The 18,275-nt window shown below is 70.2% G+C and carries 16 protein-coding genes and 1 riboswitch; of the genes, 3 read left to right on the top strand and 13 right to left on the bottom strand.

Annotated features, from left to right (window positions below):
• Positions 1-56: 56 nt before the first annotated feature.
• The gene (locus tag ACZ573_RS30985; protein WP_471310482.1) at positions 57-896 is read right to left on the bottom strand and encodes a CPBP family intramembrane glutamic endopeptidase; all 840 of its coding nucleotides are present in this window, start codon (positions 894-896) and stop codon (positions 57-59) included.
• Positions 897-1,028: 132 nt separating this feature from the next.
• Positions 1,029-2,561, bottom strand: coding sequence for a glutamate-cysteine ligase family protein (locus ACZ573_RS30980; RefSeq protein ID WP_382546535.1), 1,533 nt, complete (start codon positions 2,559-2,561; stop codon positions 1,029-1,031).
• 488 nt (positions 2,562-3,049) lie between these two features.
• On the opposite strand from ACZ573_RS30980, the gene ACZ573_RS30975 reads away from it, so the two are divergent.
• Complete coding sequence (locus ACZ573_RS30975) at positions 3,050-3,670, top strand: hypothetical protein (protein WP_471310479.1); 621 nt, start codon at positions 3,050-3,052, stop codon at positions 3,668-3,670.
• A gap of 261 nt (positions 3,671-3,931) precedes the next feature.
• Entirely contained in the window at positions 3,932-4,120 is a 189-nt protein-coding gene (locus ACZ573_RS30970) for a DUF5999 family protein (RefSeq protein WP_030009772.1), read from the top strand.
• A 123-nt stretch (positions 4,121-4,243) separates the two neighbouring features.
• Here the strand turns inward: ACZ573_RS30970 and gcvP are convergent, their stop codons facing one another.
• A complete protein-coding gene (gene gcvP, locus ACZ573_RS30965) occupies positions 4,244-7,138 on the bottom strand; it encodes an aminomethyl-transferring glycine dehydrogenase (RefSeq protein WP_471310476.1) in 2,895 nt (964 codons plus the stop codon).
• A gap of 195 nt (positions 7,139-7,333) precedes the next feature.
• Positions 7,334-7,432: riboswitch (glycine riboswitch) on the bottom strand.
• 112 nt (positions 7,433-7,544) lie between these two features.
• On the opposite strand from gcvP, the gene ACZ573_RS30960 reads away from it, so the two are divergent.
• Positions 7,545-7,910 (top strand): PRC-barrel domain-containing protein, encoded by a 366-nt coding sequence (locus tag ACZ573_RS30960; RefSeq protein ID WP_471310473.1) that lies wholly within the window; start codon positions 7,545-7,547, stop codon positions 7,908-7,910.
• Here ACZ573_RS30960 and ACZ573_RS30955 read toward each other — a convergent pair.
• The 10 genes from ACZ573_RS30955 to ACZ573_RS30910 form a co-directional block, all read right to left on the bottom strand.
• Positions 7,907-9,379, bottom strand: a complete 1,473-nt coding sequence (locus tag ACZ573_RS30955; RefSeq protein ID WP_471310471.1) for a DNA polymerase IV — start codon at positions 9,377-9,379, stop codon at positions 7,907-7,909. The genes ACZ573_RS30960 and ACZ573_RS30955 overlap by 4 nt on opposite strands.
• A 43-nt stretch (positions 9,380-9,422) precedes the next feature.
• Positions 9,423-10,061 (bottom strand): MerR family transcriptional regulator, encoded by a 639-nt coding sequence (locus tag ACZ573_RS30950; RefSeq protein WP_471310470.1) that lies wholly within the window; start codon positions 10,059-10,061, stop codon positions 9,423-9,425.
• Between the two features lie 180 nt (positions 10,062-10,241).
• The gene (locus ACZ573_RS30945; RefSeq protein WP_030009777.1) at positions 10,242-10,715 is read right to left on the bottom strand and encodes a bifunctional nuclease family protein; all 474 of its coding nucleotides are present in this window, start codon (positions 10,713-10,715) and stop codon (positions 10,242-10,244) included.
• Positions 10,716-10,766: 51 nt separating this feature from the next.
• Positions 10,767-11,540: a transcriptional regulator FtsR gene (ftsR, locus tag ACZ573_RS30940; protein WP_471310468.1), complete on the bottom strand. Its 774-nt coding sequence runs from the start codon at positions 11,538-11,540 to the stop codon at positions 10,767-10,769.
• Between the two features lie 19 nt (positions 11,541-11,559).
• Positions 11,560-12,507, bottom strand: a complete 948-nt coding sequence (locus ACZ573_RS30935) for an FHA domain-containing protein (RefSeq protein WP_471310809.1) — start codon at positions 12,505-12,507, stop codon at positions 11,560-11,562.
• Positions 12,508-12,592: 85 nt separating this feature from the next.
• The gene (locus ACZ573_RS30930; protein ID WP_471310465.1) at positions 12,593-13,564 is read right to left on the bottom strand and encodes a DUF881 domain-containing protein; all 972 of its coding nucleotides are present in this window, start codon (positions 13,562-13,564) and stop codon (positions 12,593-12,595) included.
• Between the two features lie 5 nt (positions 13,565-13,569).
• Entirely contained in the window at positions 13,570-13,902 is a 333-nt protein-coding gene (locus ACZ573_RS30925; protein WP_030010496.1) for a small basic family protein, read from the bottom strand.
• Positions 13,899-14,807, bottom strand: coding sequence for a DUF881 domain-containing protein (locus tag ACZ573_RS30920; RefSeq protein WP_471310463.1), 909 nt, complete (start codon positions 14,805-14,807; stop codon positions 13,899-13,901). Before ACZ573_RS30920 ends, ACZ573_RS30925 begins: the two co-directional genes overlap by 4 nt.
• A 110-nt stretch (positions 14,808-14,917) precedes the next feature.
• Entirely contained in the window at positions 14,918-17,413 is a 2,496-nt protein-coding gene (locus ACZ573_RS30915) for a sugar phosphate nucleotidyltransferase (RefSeq protein ID WP_471310460.1), read from the bottom strand.
• A 100-nt stretch (positions 17,414-17,513) separates the two neighbouring features.
• Entirely contained in the window at positions 17,514-18,104 is a 591-nt protein-coding gene (locus ACZ573_RS30910; protein ID WP_327386517.1) for a CDP-alcohol phosphatidyltransferase family protein, read from the bottom strand.
• Positions 18,105-18,275: the final 171 nt, after the last annotated feature.

Below are 18,275 nucleotides of genomic sequence, written 5' to 3'. Positions count from 1 at the left end.
CGCACCGCTGCGGCGTCCGCCCCCGCCCGGAAGGTCCGATCGGGTGGGGCCCCGGGTCACGGCGTCGGCAGCCAGCCCACCTTGCCCGCGAGCAGGGCGTACCCGCCGAAGGCCACGATGTCGAGGAGCGCGTGCGCGACGACGAGCGGTCCCACCCGGCCCCAGCGCCGGTAGGCGAGGACGAAGACGACGCCCATCACCACGTTGCCGATGAAGCCGCCGATGCCCTGGTAGAGGTGGTACGAGCCGCGCAGCACCGAACTGGCCAGCAGCGCGGCCATCGGCGACCAGCCCAGCTGGCCGAGCCGGCGCAGCAGGTAGGCCAGCACGATGACCTCCTCCACCACGGCGTTCTGCAGCGCGGAGAGGATCAGTACGGGGAACTTCCACCAGACGTCGGGGAGCGCCTCCGGCACCACCGTGAGGTTGAAGCCGGTGGCCCGGGCGCCCAGGTAGAAGGCCAGCCCGGCGCTGCCGATGCCGGCCGCGACGAGGGCGCCCCGGCCCAGGTCCCACCAGGGCCGGGTGCGGTCGAAGCCCAGCACCCGGAGCCCGGGGGCGCCTTCGCGGGTCAGCAGGTGCGCCACCAGCAGTACGGGTACCAGGGCGCTCGCGATGCCGAACAGCTGCCAGGCGAGGTCCAGCCAGGGCCGGCCCGGGGCGTAGGAGCCGTTGAGCGTGGCCGCCTGGTCCTTGAGACCGCCGGGCTTGGTGAGCGAGCCGATGAAGCTGATCAGCGCCGAGACCCCGCTCGCGCCCAGCGACAGCGCGAGGACGAGCAGCGTCTCGGTGCGCAGCAGGCTCCGCCGCCCGTCCTCGTCCCGTTCCACGAACACCGGCTCCGGCTCCGTCCGCACGCCCGACTCCGTCCTGCCATCCCGTTGCGACCACCCCATACTGCCTCCTCACCGGACCGGGAGGATCACTGCGGGGCTCGCACCGGGATCACCGGACGGCGGCGGACGGCGGACAGCGGATAAACGGACGGCGGACAAACGGACGGACGGCGGCGCGGGGCCCGCGGCCGGTCAGCGCACGACGGGCGCCGGGACGCTCACCTCCTCCGTCAGTCCGACCGGCCAGGTGTGCACCGGGTCGCCCTTGTGCATCAGCTCGGTGTACCGCCGGGTCGTCGCGGCCAGCGCCTCGTCCCGCTCCAGTCCGGCGGCGAGCGCCCGGTGGTAGGTGTCCACCTGCCAGGTCGCCCCGTTCACCCGGCGCCGGCAGCGCTCCTCGATGATGCCGAGGTAGTGGTCCCGGTCCGCGGGCTCGATGCCCCAGGCGTCCAGCCCCGCCGCCGCCATCGGCAGCAGCTCGTCCAGGACCAGCCGTACGGCGGGCACGCTCGCGAGCCCCCCGGCCCGGCCCCGGCGCGGCCACCGCAGCCGCGCGTCGATCCCGTACCGGCAGGCCGCGTCGAAGTTCGCCTCCGCCTCGGCGAAGGGCAGCCGGGTCCACACCGGGCGCGGTTCGTCCGCGAGGGTGCGTACGAGTCCGTAGTAGAAGGCGGCGTTGGCGACGACGTCGGCGACCGTCGGTCCGGCCGGCAGCACCCGGTTCTCCACCCGCAGGTGCGGCACCCCGTCGGCGACCCCGTACACGGGCCGGTTCCACCGGTAGACGGTGCCGTTGTGCAGGACCAGCTCCTGCAGTCCCGGTACCCCGCCCTCGGCGAGCACCCGCAGCGGCTCCTCCTCGTCGCAGATCGGCAACAGGGCGGGGAAGTAGCGGACGTTCTCGGCGAAGAGCTCGTACGCCGAGTCCACCCACCGCTCCCCGAACCAGGTGCGCGGCCGCACGCCCTGGGCCTGGAGCTCGGGCGGCCGGGTGTCGGTGGCCTGCGTGAACAGCGGCGGCCGCGACTCCCGCCACAGCTCACGCCCGAACAGGAAGGGCGAGTTGGCGCCGACGGCTATCTGCACCGCGGCCACGGCCTGCGCCGCGTTCCACACCGCCGAGAAGCGGGCCGGGGTCACCTGCAGATGCAGCTGTACGGAGGTGCAGGCGGCCTCCGGCACGATCGACCCGGAGGTCCAGATCAGCCGTTCGACGCCGTCGATGTCGAGCGTGAAGTCCTCCCCGCGCATCATCAGGATCTGCTCGTTGAGCAGCGAGTAGCGGTCCACCGCCGAAAGGTTCGCGGTGACCAGGTCCGCGCGGGAGATCGTCGGCAGAATACCGATCATCACCACGCCGGCGTCGATCTCCGCGGCCTGCCGGTGGGCATAGCCCAGCCCTGCGCTGAGTTCCTCGGCGAGCTGGTCGAAAACCCGGCCGCCGAGCCGGTGCGGAAGGACGTTCACCTCCAGATTGAACATTCCGAGCTCGGTCTGGAAATCGGGGCTCGCAATCCGCTCCAGCACCTGTGCATTCAGCATTCTCGGCAACCCGTCGGCACCCGCGAGATTCAGCTCGATCTCCAGTCCCATCATGTTCTTCGGGCGATCGAACCTCTTCTCCTCCAGGAGCCGCTCCAGTCCCTCCAGACACTCGTGAAGCTTCCTTCGATACCGCTGCCGATCGGACAGGTCGAATCCGCCTGCCACGACCTTCTCCCCCATCGAAGCGTCCCTCCTCGAGTGGGCCTGGCCCGGAACAACCCAGGCTCGCGTTACGGTCGATGATGCCCCGGCAGCGTGATCCATAACGCGCGGGGGGCGTGCGTGACGAGGAGCGCGCGCCGGTTTGGCCGAAGGGCGCTTCGGCACATTCACGTGGCAAGTCGCGGTATGCAAATTCCGCTTAGACTTTGCCTCGTTCGGATAACCGACGCTTTCCAGCCGAGCCCCCGTCCGGTAACCTCCGAGGTCAGCGCGACATGTTCGCGTGCATGCGGCATGAATGCCATGTCAGCGGGTCCGGTAAGCGCCTTGCCGGCAATAGGCGGGACAGCTAGCCGAAACACTGCGTGAACACATGTCGTATAAACTCCGCAAACGAGGCAGAGAGTTGGCGCGCGGCCATTGCCCCTCGGCCCCCCTCTGGCCCCAGAATGCGAGTCCGCACCTGCCCCCGTTCCACCGGTCTCCCAAGTGAGAGGCGACCCACCATGCCGCTGCATGTCCCTCCGGCTCCCGCGCCCGCCCTGCGCAGCGTCCTCGCGGCACTCGGTTCCCCCACCGCCGTCCACGAGGCGCACACCCCGGCCCTGCGCGCGAACCAGGGGCCGCTCACCCCCGAACTCCCGCTTCCGGTCCACGTCCTCGACCGGCTGGGCATGTCCAACCTCGCGGCCGGCGGCAGGCCGCCGCGCAGCCGGCTCACGGGCTGGCGGTTCCTGATCCGCAGCGGGGACCGCTACATCGCGGCGGCCGACACCCGGCTGACCGCCGACGGCTGGGTCTTCTCCCATTTCTTCGAGGGCCCCTATGTCGCGGCCACCGAACGCGCCCTGCGCCAGGCGGAATCCCTCACCACCGGCTACCAGCCCCGGCTGCTGTCGGTCCCGGAGCTCTACATGCTGACCCTGTGGCTGCACGGGGCGGTGGGCGCGGACGCCGCCGCCGGGCTGCCGGCCGGCGAGGACCTGCTGGTGCCCCTGGCCCCGGCCCCGCCCGGCATCGCCGCGTACCGGCCGCATCCGGTCTCCGAGCTGCTGCCCGTACTGACCCGCCGGCTGACCCCGGCGCCGACGGCGGCGCCCCCCTCCCTGGCCGCGCCCGCCGCCTGACCCGAATCACCCACTCGGCCTAGTCCACCCGGGCCAGTCGCGAACCATCCGAAATGACAGGGGAGTTGACCTGAACCGCCCGCACGAGTGATGCGTCATCAATCTGTGAGGACAGCTGCCGGGAAATACCTGCGAAGCGGCTGTCATGGGGGAAGACTGATGACACGCTCCCCGCGGGTGCGGGGATGACCCAGGGGGACGGCCATGAATCACGCATCGAGCCGTAGCACACAGACCACACCGCAGCGAAAGAACGCATCCATGTGCCAGCACCAGCCAGCCTGCCCGTCAGCCGAATCCGCCGACCGGGAGGCCGCACGCCCGGTGGCCAACCACCCGGAGCAGGGCTGGAGCCTGCTGTGCAATGGTGTCCTGCTCTTCGAGGACACCGGTGAACTGCTGCCGGACGGCCAGATCATCGCCCCGCACCGCCCGCTCGCGGCGGCCTAGGCGATCGAGCTGTCCGGCCGGCCGTGACGAACGGCGAAGGGGCCGGTCCGGGAGAGTCTCCCGGACCGGCCCCTTGTTCATGTCGTACGACCGTCATACGGCGCCCGTACGACGCGGAACACCTCAGGCGTCGTACTCGTCCAGCGGCGGGCAGGAGCACACCAGGTTCCGGTCACCGAACGCACCGTCGATGCGGCGCACCGGCGGCCAGTACTTCTCGGCGGCAGAGACCCCGCCCGGGAAGACGGCCTCGTCGCGGGTGTACGGGTGGTTCCACTCGCCGCCCAGCGCCGCCGCGGTGTGCGGGGAGTTCGCCAGCGGGTTGTCGTCCACCGGCCACTCGCCGCCCGCGACCCGCTCGATCTCGCCGCGGATGGCGATCATCGCGTCGCAGAAGCGGTCGATCTCGGCGAGGTCCTCGGACTCCGTCGGCTCGATCATCAGCGTGCCTGCGACCGGGAAGGACATGGTCGGCGCGTGGAAGCCGTAGTCGATCAGGCGCTTGGCGATGTCGTCCACGCTCACGCCCGTGGCCTTCGACAGCGGCCGCAGGTCGATGATGCACTCGTGCGCGACCAGGTTGCCCGGGCCGGTGTAGAGCACCGGGTAGTGCGGCTCCAGGCGCTTGGCGATGTAGTTGGCGCCGAGCACCGCCACCTGGGTGGCGCGCTTGAGGCCCTCGCCGCCCATCAGGCGCACGTACGACCACGAGATCGGCAGGATGCCCGCCGAACCCCACGGAGCGGCCGAGATCGGGCCGACGCCCGTCTCCGGGCCCGCGGTCGGCTGGAGCGGGTGGTTCGGCAGGTACGGGGCCAGGTGGGCCCGGACACCGACCGGGCCGACGCCCGGACCGCCGCCGCCGTGCGGGATGCAGAAGGTCTTGTGCAGGTTCAGGTGCGAGACGTCGCCGCCGAAGTGACCCGGCTTGGCCAGGCCCACCAGGGCGTTCAGGTTGGCTCCGTCGACGTAGACCTGGCCGCCGGCCTCGTGCACCTGGGCGCAGATGTCGGCGACGTGCTCCTCGAACACACCGTGCGTGGAGGGGTACGTGATCATCAGCACGGCGAGCTCGTCGCGGTGCTGCTCGATCTTGGCGCGCAGGTCGGCCGCGTCCACCTCGCCGTCGTCGGCGGTCTTGACGACGACGACCTTCATGCCGGCCATCACGGCGCTGGCGGCATTGGTGCCGTGCGCGGAGGACGGGATCAGGCAGACGGTGCGCTGCTCGTCGCCGTTGGCCCGGTGGTAGGCGCGGACGGCCAGCAGGCCGGCGAGCTCACCCTGGGAGCCGGCGTTCGGCTGGATGGAGACCTTGTCGTAGCCGGTCACCTCGCAGAGACGTTCCTCCAGCTCGTTGATGAGCGTGAGGTAGCCCTCGGCCTGCTCCACCGGCGCGAAGGGGTGCAGCTGACCGAATTCGGGCCAGGTCACCGGCTCCATCTCGGTGGTCGCGTTGAGCTTCATGGTGCAGGAGCCCAGCGGGATCATGCCGCGGTCCAGCGCGTAGTCCTTGTCCGAGAGCTTGCGCAGGTAGCGCAGCATCGCGGTCTCGGAGCGGTGCTGGTGGAAGACCGGGTGCGTCAGGTACGCGTCCGAGCGCAGCAGGCCCTCGGGCAGCGTGTCGGCCGTGGTCGCGTCCAGCGCCTCGATATTCGCGGCGGAGCCGGGGACACCGAAGGCGGCCCAGACGGCCTCGATGTCGGCGCGCAGGGTGGTCTCGTCGCAGGCGACGGAGACGAGGTCGGCGTCGACCTGGAACAGATTGACCCCGCCCTCGCGGGCAGCGGCGACGACCTCGGCGGCACGGCCCGGCACGCGGGCGGTGATCGTGTCGAAGTACGAGCCGTGCACGATCTCGATCCCGCCGGCCGTCAGACCGGCGGCGAGCAGGGTGGCGTAGCGGTGGGTGCGGCTCGCGATCGTCCGCAGGCCGTCCGGGCCGTGGTAGACGGCGTACATGCCGGCCATGACGGCGAGCAGCACCTGCGCGGTACAGATGTTGCTGGTGGCCTTCTCACGGCGGATGTGCTGCTCACGGGTCTGCAGCGCGAGGCGGTACGCCTTGTTGCCGTCCGCGTCCACGGAGACACCGACGAGGCGGCCGGGCAGGGAGCGGGCGTGCTTGTCCTGGACGGCCATGTAACCGGCGTGCGGTCCGCCGAAGCCCATCGGGACGCCGAAGCGCTGGGTGGTGCCGACGGCGATGTCCGCGCCGAGCGCACCCGGGGAGGTGAGCAGGGTCAGCGCGAGCAGGTCCGCGGCGACTGCGACGACGGCGCCGAGCTCGTGCGCCTGGTCGATGACCGGCTTGATGTCCCGGACGGCACCGGAGGCACCCGGGTACTGGACCAGGACACCGTAGATGCCGCGCTCGGCGACCTCGGCCGGGATGCCGGCGGAGAGGTCGGCGACGACGACCTCGATGCCGATCGGCTCGGCGCGGGTTTCGATGACGGCGATGGTCTGCGGCAGCGCGTCGGCGTCCACCAGGAAGACGTTGCCCTTGGACTTGCCCACGCGTCGCGCCAGGGTCATGGCCTCGGCGGCCGCGGTGCCCTCGTCGAGCAGCGAGGCGCCCGAGGTCGGCAGCCCGGTCAGCTCGGCGACGACCGTCTGGAAGTTCAGGAGCGCTTCGAGGCGGCCCTGGGAGATCTCCGGCTGGTAAGGCGTGTACGCCGTGTACCAGGCCGGGTTCTCCATGACGTTGCGGAGGATCACCGGCGGCGTGAAGGTCCCGTAGTAGCCGAGACCGATCATCGGGGTGAGGACCTGGTTGCGGTCGGCGAGCGAGCGCAGCTCGGCCAGCACCTCGGCCTCGGTACGTGCCTCGGGCAGGTCGAGCGCCTCGGCGGTCTTGATCACATCCGGGACCGCGGCAGCGGTCAGTTCGTCCAGGGAGCCGTAGCCCACCTGGGCGAGCATCTTCGCCTGCGCCTCGGCATCCGGGCCGATGTGGCGCTGTTCGAAGGGGATGCCTCGCTCCAGCTGGGAGAGCGGAATGCGGTTGGCGGTCATGTACGGAGGCCTCCTGGTCGTATGACCTGCGAGGGGCACCACGGCGCGGGCACCCGGACGGCCTCCCCCTCTGTCATCTGCACCTGAGAGTTTCACCGGAATCACGGGGGTCTCCCGAGAGATCCGGCTTTCACCGTCGGTGAGGAGGGGGACCGGCACTGCGCGCCCGGTACCCGCCCTGCTTTCCAGAGTGGCCTCGTCCGTGCGGTACGTATGCCTGAGAGATTCCGGGGAGGATTTGCTCCTTCGGCGCCTCCGTCTTGCTCACTCGGAGGACTCTCCCGCACAGGGTCGACAGCCGTTCACCAGCGTACCAGCGAGGATCTGGCCCCTCCCCGAGTGGCCTCCGCTGCGGATATGCACTTCTGTAGTCATTACGGAGCAGTTGCGACCTTTTGGAGGGACCGTGCAGACCGACATCGATCCGCGCAGCCTGATCGGCCGCAAGGCGTTCGACCGCAATGGCACCAAGATCGGCACGATCGACGAGGTCTACCTCGACGACGCCACGGGCGTCCCGGAGTGGGCCGCGGTCCGGACGGGGCTCTTCAGCCGGGACGCCTTCGTCCCGCTGGAGCCGAGCGAGCTGGTGGGCGACACCCTGCGGGTGCCCTTCGAACGCGCCCTCATCAGGGACGCCCCGGACTTCGGTGTCGGGCGCCACCTCTCCCCCGAACAGGAGCTGCAGCTCTACCACCACTACGGCCTGGACACGACCCTGCCGTCGGACATCAACCGCGACTTCGGCCGCCTGGCGGGCGACGAGAGCTAGGCCGCCCCTTTCGGACTTGGGCCGTCCCCCACCAGCGGCAGCGGATCGGACGGCTCCAGCTCGGGATCGTCCACCCGGAAGGTCCGCACCCGGCCGGGCTCCGATCCGGGCTGCTCGAACCGCACGGTCACCCGCCCGACCCCGCTGCCCTGCACCCATCCGGGGCCGTACACGGCATGCCGTACGTCGCTCCCGGCCGCCCAGCGCCGTTCGGGGGCCTGCTCCGGCTCTCCGGGCGGCCCAGCGGCCTCCTGGGCGCCCTCGGCCGCCGCCTCGGCGGCACCGGCCGCCACCGCAACCCCGCCGGCCCCGTCCGTCCGCTCCGCGCCGTCGGTCCCGTCCGTCCTGTCCGTCCTGTCCGAGCCGCCGGTCCCGGCCGCCCCGTCCGGCTCAGCGGCGAGCGACTGCGCGAACAGGTCCTCCTGCGTGTAGTCCGCCAGCCCGCTCACCCCCACTCCCAGCAGCCGCACCCCACCCGTGGTGTCCACGCCCTCCAGCAGCCGCGCCGCCGCCTCACGCACCACCGCCGGGTCGTCCGTGGGCCCCCGCAGGGTCTCGGACCGGGTCAGCGTGGAGAAGTCGTACCGCCTGACCTTGAGCACGATCGTGCGCCCCGAGTGCCCCGAGTCCCGCAGCCGCTGCACGCACCGGTCGGCGAGCCGCTGCACCTCGCCGCGGATCCGTACCCGGTCGTGCAGGTCCACGTCGAAGGTGTCCTCGACGGACACCGACTTCGCGTCCCGCTCCGCGACCACCGGCCGGTCGTCCAGCCCGAGCGCCATCCGGTACAGCCCGGCACCGGCCGAGCGGCCGACCATCCGGACCAGCTCGTCCTCCCCGGCCTCCGCCAGTTCCCCCACCGTGGTGATCCCGGCCCGGCGCAGGTGCTCGCCCGTGGCCGGCCCCACCCCGGGCAGCGTCCGTACCGACATCGGCGCGAGCAGCTCGCGCTCCGTCCCCGGCTCGATCAGCAGCAGGCCGGCCGGCTTGGCCTCCTCGGAGGCCACCTTGGCCAGCATCTTCGACCCGGCCAGCCCCACCGACCCGCTGAGCCCCGTGGCGGCCCGGATGCCGGCCCGCAGCCGCTCCCCCGTCTCCCGCGCGCTGCGCGAGTCGAAGGCCACCCCGCCCGCCTCCAGGTCCACGAAGGCCTCGTCCAGGCTCAGGGGCTCCACCAGGGGCGACAGTTCCCGGAGCATGGCCATCACCACGTCGCTGACCTGGCGGTAGAGGGTGAAGCGGGGGATCAGGTACGCGCCGTTCGGGCAGAGCCGCCGCGCCTGCCCCATCGGCATCGCGGAGTGCACCCCGAACCGCCTGGCCTCGTACGAGGCCGTGGCGACGACCCCGCGCGGCCCGAGGCCGCCGACGATGACGGCCTTGCCCCGCAGGCTCGGCTTCGACGCCTGCTCCACGGAGGCGTAGAAGGCGTCCATGTCCAGGTGCAGGATGGTCGGCGCGGCTCTCACAGCCCGATGCTGCCCTACGCCACTGACAATCCCCCGGTCCGGGTCAGACGGCCCGGTTGCGGCGGGCGGCCAGCTCGTCCGTCGGGTTGTGCCGCACCAGGGTCTCGCCCGTGTCCACGCGCTCCCCGTGCAGCTGCGACAGCGCGCTCTCGACGTCGCGCCACACCACGCCCACGGCGATGCCGAAGACGCCCTGCCCGCCCTGGAGCAGGCTCACGACCTGGTCCGGCGAGGTGCACTCGTACACGGTGGCACCGTCGCTCATCAGCGTCATCCGTTCGAGGTCCGAGAACCCGCGGTCCTGCAGGTGCTGGACCGCCGTGCGGATGTTCTGCAGCGCCACCCCGGTGTCCAGGAAGCGCTTGACGGTCTTGAGGACCACGACGTCGCGGAAGCTGTAGAGCCGCTGCGTCCCCGCCCCATAGGCGGCCCGCACGCTGGGCTCCACCAGCCCGGTCCGGGCCCAGTAGTCGAGCTGCCGGTAGGTGATGCCGGCCGCGGCGCAGGCCGTCGGCCCGCGGTATCCGATCTGCTCGGGCTCCGGGTCCGCGCCCACCGGTCCGACCGGCGTCGACTCCGGCTGACGGCGCGCGGACCCGACCGCACCGCCGCGCAGCGGGTACGGCCCAGCCTCACTCCGTGCGGGGGTGCCCCCGGTCGTACCGTCGCCCGTGATCCTCACGCCGACCCTCCGTCCTTGACCTGCCCACCTTGAAGGTAGGCAGTCACCAGGGGTGCGTCAACGATCGCCACACTCGGCACGCCGAGTGATAATCACCCTGAGAGTGGTTTCCCGTATCCCTTTAGGGGGAAAGGCTAATCGAATGGCCTGAAGATCCCCGAGGGCGACGCGGCCGACACCTCATTGCGGGCCGGTGCCGAAGTCCTCCGGTGAGATCTGGTCGAGGAACTCGCGGAACTTCTCCACCTCGTCCTCCTGCTCGTCCGGAATGGCGATTCCGGCGTCGTCCAGCACGCCGTCACTGCCGTAGATCGGCGTCCCCGTCCGCAGGGCGAGGGCTATGGCGTCGGAAGGACGCGCACTCACCTCGACCCCGCTGGCGAAGACGAGCTCCGCGTAGAAGACGCCCTCCCGCAGATCCGTGATCCGGACCTCGGTGAGCTCCTCGCCGATCGCCTCCAGCACGTCCTTGAACAGGTCGTGCGTCAGCGGTCGGGCAGGGGCCATCCCCTGCTGCGCGAAGGCAATGGCGGTCGCCTCCCCTGGACCGATCCAGATGGGGAGGTACCGGTCGCCTCCCACTTCACGCAGGAGCACGATCGGTTGGTTGGAGGGCATTTCCACCCGGACACCCACAACGTCGAGCTCGTTCACACAGCAACCCTAGGACCTGCTCGGCAGGTTTGGGTAGTCGGGCCCCCCACCTCAGGGCAGCCGGACCCCGAGAGCGGTCTGTACGAGCGCCTCGTGGAGCCGTACGGAAAGCCCCGCGAGCTCCTTGAGGGTGGCCTCCGCATGAGCCCTGGTCTGCGGGTTGCGGTGTCGGCGCAGCGGTGCCACGACCTGCTCCACCAGCCCCGCCTCGCGGTCCGCGGCGGCCTTCATCGCACGCAGGTGCCGCGGCTCCAGCCCGAAACGGCCCAGGTCGGCCACCAGCCGGGCCACCGTGACCGCCTCGGCGTCGAATCCGCCGTCCGTGCCCTCGGCCAGCAGCCCGTACGACTCCCACTCGACCAGCTGTACCTCGTCCACCCCGGCGGCCGCGAGGAGCTCGGCCCGGCCCACCCGGGCCACGGTGGCCCGTTCCCGTCCCACTTCGCCGTAGACGGCCGCCGGTCCGGCGGGGTCGGCGGAGTCCCCGTGCGCGGTGGGCGCCGGGATGCGGATCTGCTCCCCGCGGGCGAGCGCGTCGAGCTGCTCGCGAATGACCTTCAGCGGCAGGTAGTGGTCACGCTGCAGACGCAGGATCCGAGCGAGCCGCTCCACGTCCTCGGTGCTGAACTTGCGGTATCCCGAAGGTGTGCGCCGGGGCTCGACGAGCCCCTCCGCCTCCAGAAAACGGATCTTCGAGATGGTGACTTCGGGGAACTCGTCACGCAGCGTGGCGAGCACCGTGCCGATGCTCACCAGCCGCCCGGCCGGGCCGGCGGTGCCGGCGGTGCCACTTCGCGGGGCACCGCCGGTCGGGGTACGCAGCATGGAACCTTCCCTAAAAGGGTCAGATGCCCCGCAGGCTCGCGTAGAAGACCAGCCGGTACTTGCCGATCTGCACCTCGTCGCCGTTCTGCAGGGCGACGGAGTCGATCGGTTCACGGTTCACGTACGTGCCGTTGAGGCTGCCGACATCGGCGACGGTGAAGCCACCCTCCTGGCTCCTGCGGAACTCGACATGGCGCCGGGAGACGGTGACGTCGTCCAGGAAGATGTCGCTCTGCGGGTGGCGGCCGGCCGTGGTCAGCTCACCGTCCAGCAGGAAACGGCTCCCGGAGTTGGGACCGCGCCGCACGATGAGCAGAGCGGAACCGGGGGGCAGCGCTTCCACCGCGGCCTGCGCCTCGGGGGACAGCGAGGAGGACGACACGTGCGGTTGTCCCGACACCTCGGCCTCGTAGGCCTCGAGGCCCGAGATCGAGATCGTGGACGTGGTCTCCGAGGCACGCTCCGGCGTCAGACCCGCCCGCAGCGGCGCACCGCAGTTCGAGCAGAACCGACTGGCCGCATCGCTGCGGTGTCCGCACCTGCTGCAAATCTGCTCGGCCGACATGGACGGCTCCTCGCGCCGCGGATGCCCCGCGGATGCATTGGTGGCATACGGGTCGGGGGCAAACCCTCCACCCGCACTTGAGGTTGATGGTTCACCGAAACCTATGCGTCCGGTACCAGCAGGGTCAACAGCCGACGCGCCGGGGGCACCGGAAACCTCACCCGCTCCGGCGACCTCGTCGCGGAAGAGCGGCCGGTCGCCCTGCCCTTCCACATCGCCGTGCCCGGCGCGGTGCCGTGCCGCGCCGCCTTCCTCACGGTTCTTCTTGCCGAACAACTTCTCAAACAACTTCACGGGCGATTCCCCTTGACCTAAACAGACCCGCCCGTGGGGCAGGACGAACTCCGAATGCAGACACCTGCCGACCCGGACATTCTCACAACGTCCGTAACCACCAGACAGTTTCCACCACGCACCGCGACTTCGGTGCGCCGACCCCCCGCAGGCATCAGCCCGCGTGGGACGCTCCACTCATCACTCCGATTCATCACGATGACGACCGAGCGTAGTCAGGCTGCTTCGCAGCCCGCAAGGCATCCACAACGATCTTCGCCGACCGTGTGACGGCGACGGTGGCCTGCTCCTTCTCCAGCGTCTGGACGACACCGCCCGGAATGTTCAGCGCGGGCTCCAGATCCTGGGGCTTGCCGATCACCTTGAACTCATAGGGTTGTGTGATCTTCTTACCGTCGATGGCGACCCCGCCGTTCTCGTCCGAGAAGTACGAGCCCGCCACGATGCGCACACCGTTGATCTGAATCGCCTCGGCCCCGGCCGCCCGCAGCTCCTGAAGCGTGTCCAGCAGCTGGTCGGACTGCACCTGACCCGTGGGATCCGTGATCTTCAGCGTGATGCCGGGCCCCTGGGCTGCCACCGTACCGGCCAGGATGCCGAGTTGGCGTTCCTTCTCGACGGTCTGCCTGCGGGCCTCCTCGGCCTGGTTGGAGCTGTTCTCCAGCTCCTTGCGCTGGTCCTCCAGCTGCTGCTTCTCGTCCTCCAGGCGCTTGGTCCGCCCGTCGAGCTCGTCGAGGATCCGTACGAGGTCCTCCTGGCGGGCTCCGCGCAGCGCGCTGGAGTCGCTGTTGGAGCGGACCTGGATCGCCAGACCCAGCCCCAGGACGAACAGCAGCAGCGCCACGATCAGTTGGGCCCGGCTCACCCGCGGCGGCCACAGCCCGGCCGCGAGCCGCTGCCGGCCGGTCTCCTCGGGCTGCCCCGGCGCCTCCTCGACCGCCTCCGACGGCTCCGGCGGCTGCGAGGGCTGCGCAGGCCGAGGCGGCTGCGGGGGTTCCGAGGACTGCGGAGGCCGCAGGGACTCCGGAGACTCCTGGGGCTCAGGAGACTTCGGAGGCTCGGGAGACTTCCGAGGCTCGGGAGATTTCGAGGACTCGGGAGAATTCGGGGGCTCCGGCGGACGGCCCGCGCCTCCCGGCTCCTCAGGGCTGTCGTTCGTACTCATCGGCCTCACGCCCGGAACACGTGCCGGCGGATGGCCGCGGCGTTGGAGAAGATGCGGATACCGAGGACCACGACCACACCCGTGGACAGCTGCGAGCCGACCCCGAGCTTGTCACCGAGGAAGACGATCAGGGCGGCCACGACCACGTTCGAGAGGAACGACACCACGAAGACCTTGTCCACGAAGATGCCGTCCAGCATCGCGCGGAGGCCGCCGAACACCGCGTCCAGCGCGGCCACCACGGCGATCGGCAGATATGGCTCCACCACGGCCGGCACTTCGGGCCGGACCAGAAGTCCGGCCACCACTCCGGCCAAGAGGCCCAGTACCGCGATCACGATGCACCCTTCTGCTGCTCTGCCGGTGTAGCTGTACGTACGGTCAGACTCGACGCGGCCGGCAGCCGCAGGTCGTCCGCCGGGGACAGGGCGTAACGGATCCCGTAGCTCTCCTGCAGCACGTGCAGGTACTGTCCGTCCGCCGAGTCCTGGAAGGCCGTGCCGAGCCGCTTCTTGTCCCCCACCGCCAGCACTTCGTACGGCGGCACCAGCGGCCTGTTGTCGACCAGTATCGCGTCACCCGCGGCTCTGATCGCCGACAGTTGCGTCAGCCGCTGTCCATTGATGGAGACGGCCTCCGCCCCGGACTGCCAGAGCCCGTTGACGATCTTCTGCATGTCCCGGTCCCGAAGACGGCCGGTGTCCGAGAAACCGGAGCTCTCGCGCGGCTTGCCACCGCCGCCCGACGAGGCGCCCTTCGCGTCGTCCACCACCAGTTTGATCCCCGGCCCGCGGACCTCCGTGGCACCCGCGAGCAGGGCCACGAGCTCGCCCTGACCCCCGCCGGGCTGCTTCAGCGCCGCACGCTGGCGCGCCGCGACATCGGTCCTGAGGCGGTCGACGTCACGCTCCAGGCCGTGCACGCGGTCATCCGCCCGCTCCACCCGGTCGATCAGTTCCTGACGCTCCTTGGCCAGCACCGGCGCCGCTATCCGCGCCTCGGCCGCACCCAGCGTGACGACCATGGCGGTCACGACGAGCCCGGCCGCGAGCCCCAGTTTGGCCTTGAGGGTCCGCGGCAGACCCGCCGTGCCCTCCGCCTCGCGCCGGGCCGAGGCCTCCGCGTAGCCCTCGTCGAGACTGTGGTCCATCACGTGCGTCAGCAGCGACATGGAAGCGTCCGGGCGCGCGGGCACATGAGACGCCGGAGTCCGGTTGTGGGGCGGCTGCGACATGCCGCACATCGTCGCATGTCGGCAGCGCAGTCACCCAATGCGTCCATCCGGTGGGCCGGGCCGGAACTCCCCGTACCCGGACCACCGGACTTCCGCCTACGTCATCGCACGTCCGGCGCTCACTGCCCGGCGCTCTCCACGACGCCCGCCCACTCGTCGAGCAGGGCCTGCGCGGAGGCGTCGTCGGGACCTTCGGCCCACAGGTGGGTGACCGCTTCCGCCGGGTCCGGCAGGACCAGCGCCCACCGTCCGTCGGCCTCGACCACCCGCACCCCGTCGGTGGTGTCGACCTGCCGGTCGCCGGCCACCTCCACGACCCGCCGCATGACGAGCCCCTTCACCGCCCACGGCGTCGAGACGTCCCGCTTGAGGACGTGGGCCCGCGGAATCCGGGCGTCGATCTGGCTCAGCGTGAGCTGCGTACGGGCCACCAGCCCGAGCAGCTGCACGAAGGCCGCCGAACCGTCGAAGACGCTGCCGAACTCCGGAACGATGAAGCCGCCCCGGCCGTCTCCACCGAAGATGGTGTTCTCCGCGCGCCCCACCCGGGTCAGGTCGTCGGGCGAGGTCGTCGTCCACTCGACCTGCGTGCCGTGGTAGGCCGCCACCTGCTCGGCCACCCTCGTCGTGGTCACCGGCAGCGCGACCTTGCCGCTGCGCTTCTCCGCGGCCACCAGGTCGAGCATCACCAGCAGCGCGCGGTCGTCCTCGATGATCCGCCCGCGCTCGTCGACCAGCGAGATCCGCTCGCCCACCGGGTCGAACCGCACGCCGAAGGCCGCCCGCGCCGAGGCCACGATCTCCCCCAGCCGCACCAGCCCGGCCCGCCGGGACTCCCGGGTCTCCGTCGGCCGGGACTCGTCGAGCCCTGGATTGATCGTCAGCGCGTCCACACCGAGCCGGCCCAGCAGGCTGGGCAGCACGAGCCCCGCACTTCCGTTCGAGGCGTCCACGACCACCTTGAGCCCGGCGTCGGCGATTCCGGTGGTGTCCACCCGCCGCAGCAGCGAGCCGGTGTAGGCGTCGAAGACACTGCCCGGGAACTGCAGGTCTCCGATCTCCCCTGGGAACGCCCGCCGGTACTCCTGGCGCGCGTAGACCCGGTCCAGCTTGCGCTGCCCCTGAAGCGAGAGGTCCGCTCCCCGCTCGTCCAGGAACATGATGTCCACGGAGTCCGGCACACCCGGCGAGGTCCGCAGCACGATCCCGCCGGCGCTGCCGCGCGCGGTCTGCTGCCGCGCCACGGGCAGCGGTACGTTCTCCAGGTCCCGTACGTTGATGGCGCTGGCCTGGAGCGCGGAGATCACGGCACGCTTGAGCGCCCTGGCGCCTCGCGAGTGGTCACGGGCCGTGGTGACGGTCGCCCCCTTCTTCAGGGTCGTGGCGTACGCGCCGGCGAGCCGGACCACCACCTCGGGAGTGATCTCCACGTTCAGGATCCCGGAGACCCCGCGCGCGCCGAACAGGTGCGCCTGGCCGCGGGACTCCCAGATCACCGACTCGTTGACGAAGGCGCCGGCCTCGATGGTCTTGAAGGGGTAGACCCGTACGTTCCCCTGGACGATCGATTCCTCACCGACGAGGCACTCGTCGCCGATGACGGCCCCGTCCTCGATCCGCGCGGCCCGCATGATGTCGGTGTTCTTGCCGATGACGCAGCCGCGGAGATTGCTGTGGGGCCCGATGTACACGTTGTCGTGGACGACGGCCCGGTGCAGGAAGGCTCCGCTCTTCACGACGACGTTCGACCCGATGACGGTGTGCTCGCGGATCTCCGCGCCGGCCTCGACCTTGGCGTAGTCGCCGATGTACAGCGGTCCGCGCAGCACCGCGTCGGGGCTCACCTCGGCCCCTTCGGCGATCCAGACCCCGGGGGAGATCTCGAAGCCGTCCATCTCGATCTGGACCTTGCCCTCGAGCACGTCGGCCTGCGCCTTGACGTAGCTCTCGTGTGTGCCCACGTCCTCCCAGTAGCCCTCGGCGACATAGCCGAAGATGGGCCGGCCTTCCTTCATCAGCTGTGGGAAGACATCCCCGGACCAGTCGACGGAGACGTCCGGATCCACGTAGTCGAAGACCTCCGGCTCCATGACGTAGATGCCGGTGTTGACGGTGTCCGAGAACACCTGCCCCCAGGTCGGCTTCTCCAGGAACCGCTCGACCTTGCCTTCCTCGTCCACGATCGTGATGCCGAATTCCAGCGGGTTCGGCACCCGGGTCAGGCACACCGTGACGAGGGCGCCCTTCTCCTTGTGGAAGCGGATCAGATCGGTGAGGTCGAAGTCGGTGAGCGCATCGCCGGAAATGACGACGAAGGCATCGTCCTTCAGGGCCTCCTCGGCATTCTTCACACTGCCGGCGGTCCCGAGTGGCTTCTCCTCATGGGCGTAGGTGAGCTCCATTCCGAGCTCTTCGCCATCCCCGAAATAGTTCTTGACGAGTGACGCCAGGAACTGCACGGTGACCACGGTCTCGTTGAGCCCATGCCGCTTGAGCAGCCGGAGCACATGCTCCATGATCGGCCGGTTGGCCACCGGCAGGAGCGGCTTGGGCATGCTCGAGGTCATGGGGCGAAGACGCGTGCCCTCGCCACCGGCCATCACGACGGCCTTCATGTCGGAAGAGTCCTCCTTGGGAGACGACAGTCGTGCCGACCTTCGCCCGTCTCGGTCGGTGACTTCGCAACTCCTCCGCGTCATCCGGCGCCGGGCGGGCTCAATCGGCCGTGGTATCAGCCTTCACCAGACGGCGGACTTGAACCACGTAAAGGATTCCTGCCCACCAATAGAGGGTTGTACCCCATACAGCGAACGCCCATCCGAAAACTGCGGCCAACCAGGCCAACCAGCCGCTTCCGTCACTGAGCAGCAGCAAGGGAAACGCGTACATCAGGTTGAAGGTGGCGGCCTTGCCGAGGAAGTTGACCTGCGGCGGCGGATATCCGTGACGGCGCAGGATCCACACCATGACCAGCAACATCAGCTCGCGCGCCAGCAACGCTCCGGTGAGCCACAGCGGCAGTAGCCCGCGATAAGTCAGACCGAAGAGCGTCGACAGGATGTAGAGCCGGTCCGCGGCAGGATCGAGCAGCCGGCCGAGCTTGCTGATCTGATTCCAGCGCCGGGCGAGCTTCCCGTCGAGGTAGTCGCTGATCCCGCTGAGCATGAGGACGGCAAGGGCCCACCCGTCGTACTCCGCGAGGATCAGCCACAAGAACAGGGGCACGCCGGCGAGGCGAGCCATGCTCAGGATGTTCGGAATGGTGAAAATTCGGTCAGTCTGAACCCGAGTCTCCTGGACCTCCACCCGGGGGCCTCCACTGTGACTGTAGAAATCGGTCGTTCGATGCCCCCTGACCCTACAGGAGTCCGCACACGTGTCCTGAACGCAGAAAAGCCCCGCACCGAACCCTGAACGGGCTGGTGCGGGGCTTTCCCACAATGATTGTTCGGCGGCGTCCTACTCTCCCACAGGGTC

The sequence above is a fragment of the Streptomyces sp. NPDC040545 genome, assembly GCF_055595065.1.
Note: the sequence above shows the minus strand (reverse complement) of the source record. Positions and strands in the feature narration are given on the sequence as shown.

Coding starts and splice junctions, on each gene's coding strand:
- ACZ573_RS30985 (WP_471310482.1), bottom strand. CDS start 896: ATGGGGTGGTCGCAACGGGATGGCAGGACGGAGTCGGGCGTGCGGACG.
- ACZ573_RS30980 (WP_382546535.1), bottom strand. CDS start 2,561: ATGGGGGAGAAGGTCGTGGCAGGCGGATTCGACCTGTCCGATCGGCAG.
- ACZ573_RS30975 (WP_471310479.1), top strand. CDS start 3,050: ATGCCGCTGCATGTCCCTCCGGCTCCCGCGCCCGCCCTGCGCAGCGTC.
- ACZ573_RS30970 (WP_030009772.1), top strand. CDS start 3,932: ATGTGCCAGCACCAGCCAGCCTGCCCGTCAGCCGAATCCGCCGACCGG.
- gcvP (WP_471310476.1), bottom strand. CDS start 7,138: ATGACCGCCAACCGCATTCCGCTCTCCCAGCTGGAGCGAGGCATCCCC.
- ftsR (WP_471310468.1), bottom strand. CDS start 11,540: ATGCTGCGTACCCCGACCGGCGGTGCCCCGCGAAGTGGCACCGCCGGC.
- ACZ573_RS30930 (WP_471310465.1), bottom strand. CDS start 13,564: ATGAGTACGAACGACAGCCCTGAGGAGCCGGGAGGCGCGGGCCGTCCG.
- ACZ573_RS30920 (WP_471310463.1), bottom strand. CDS start 14,807: ATGTGCGGCATGTCGCAGCCGCCCCACAACCGGACTCCGGCGTCTCAT.
- ACZ573_RS30915 (WP_471310460.1), bottom strand. CDS start 17,413: ATGAAGGCCGTCGTGATGGCCGGTGGCGAGGGCACGCGTCTTCGCCCC.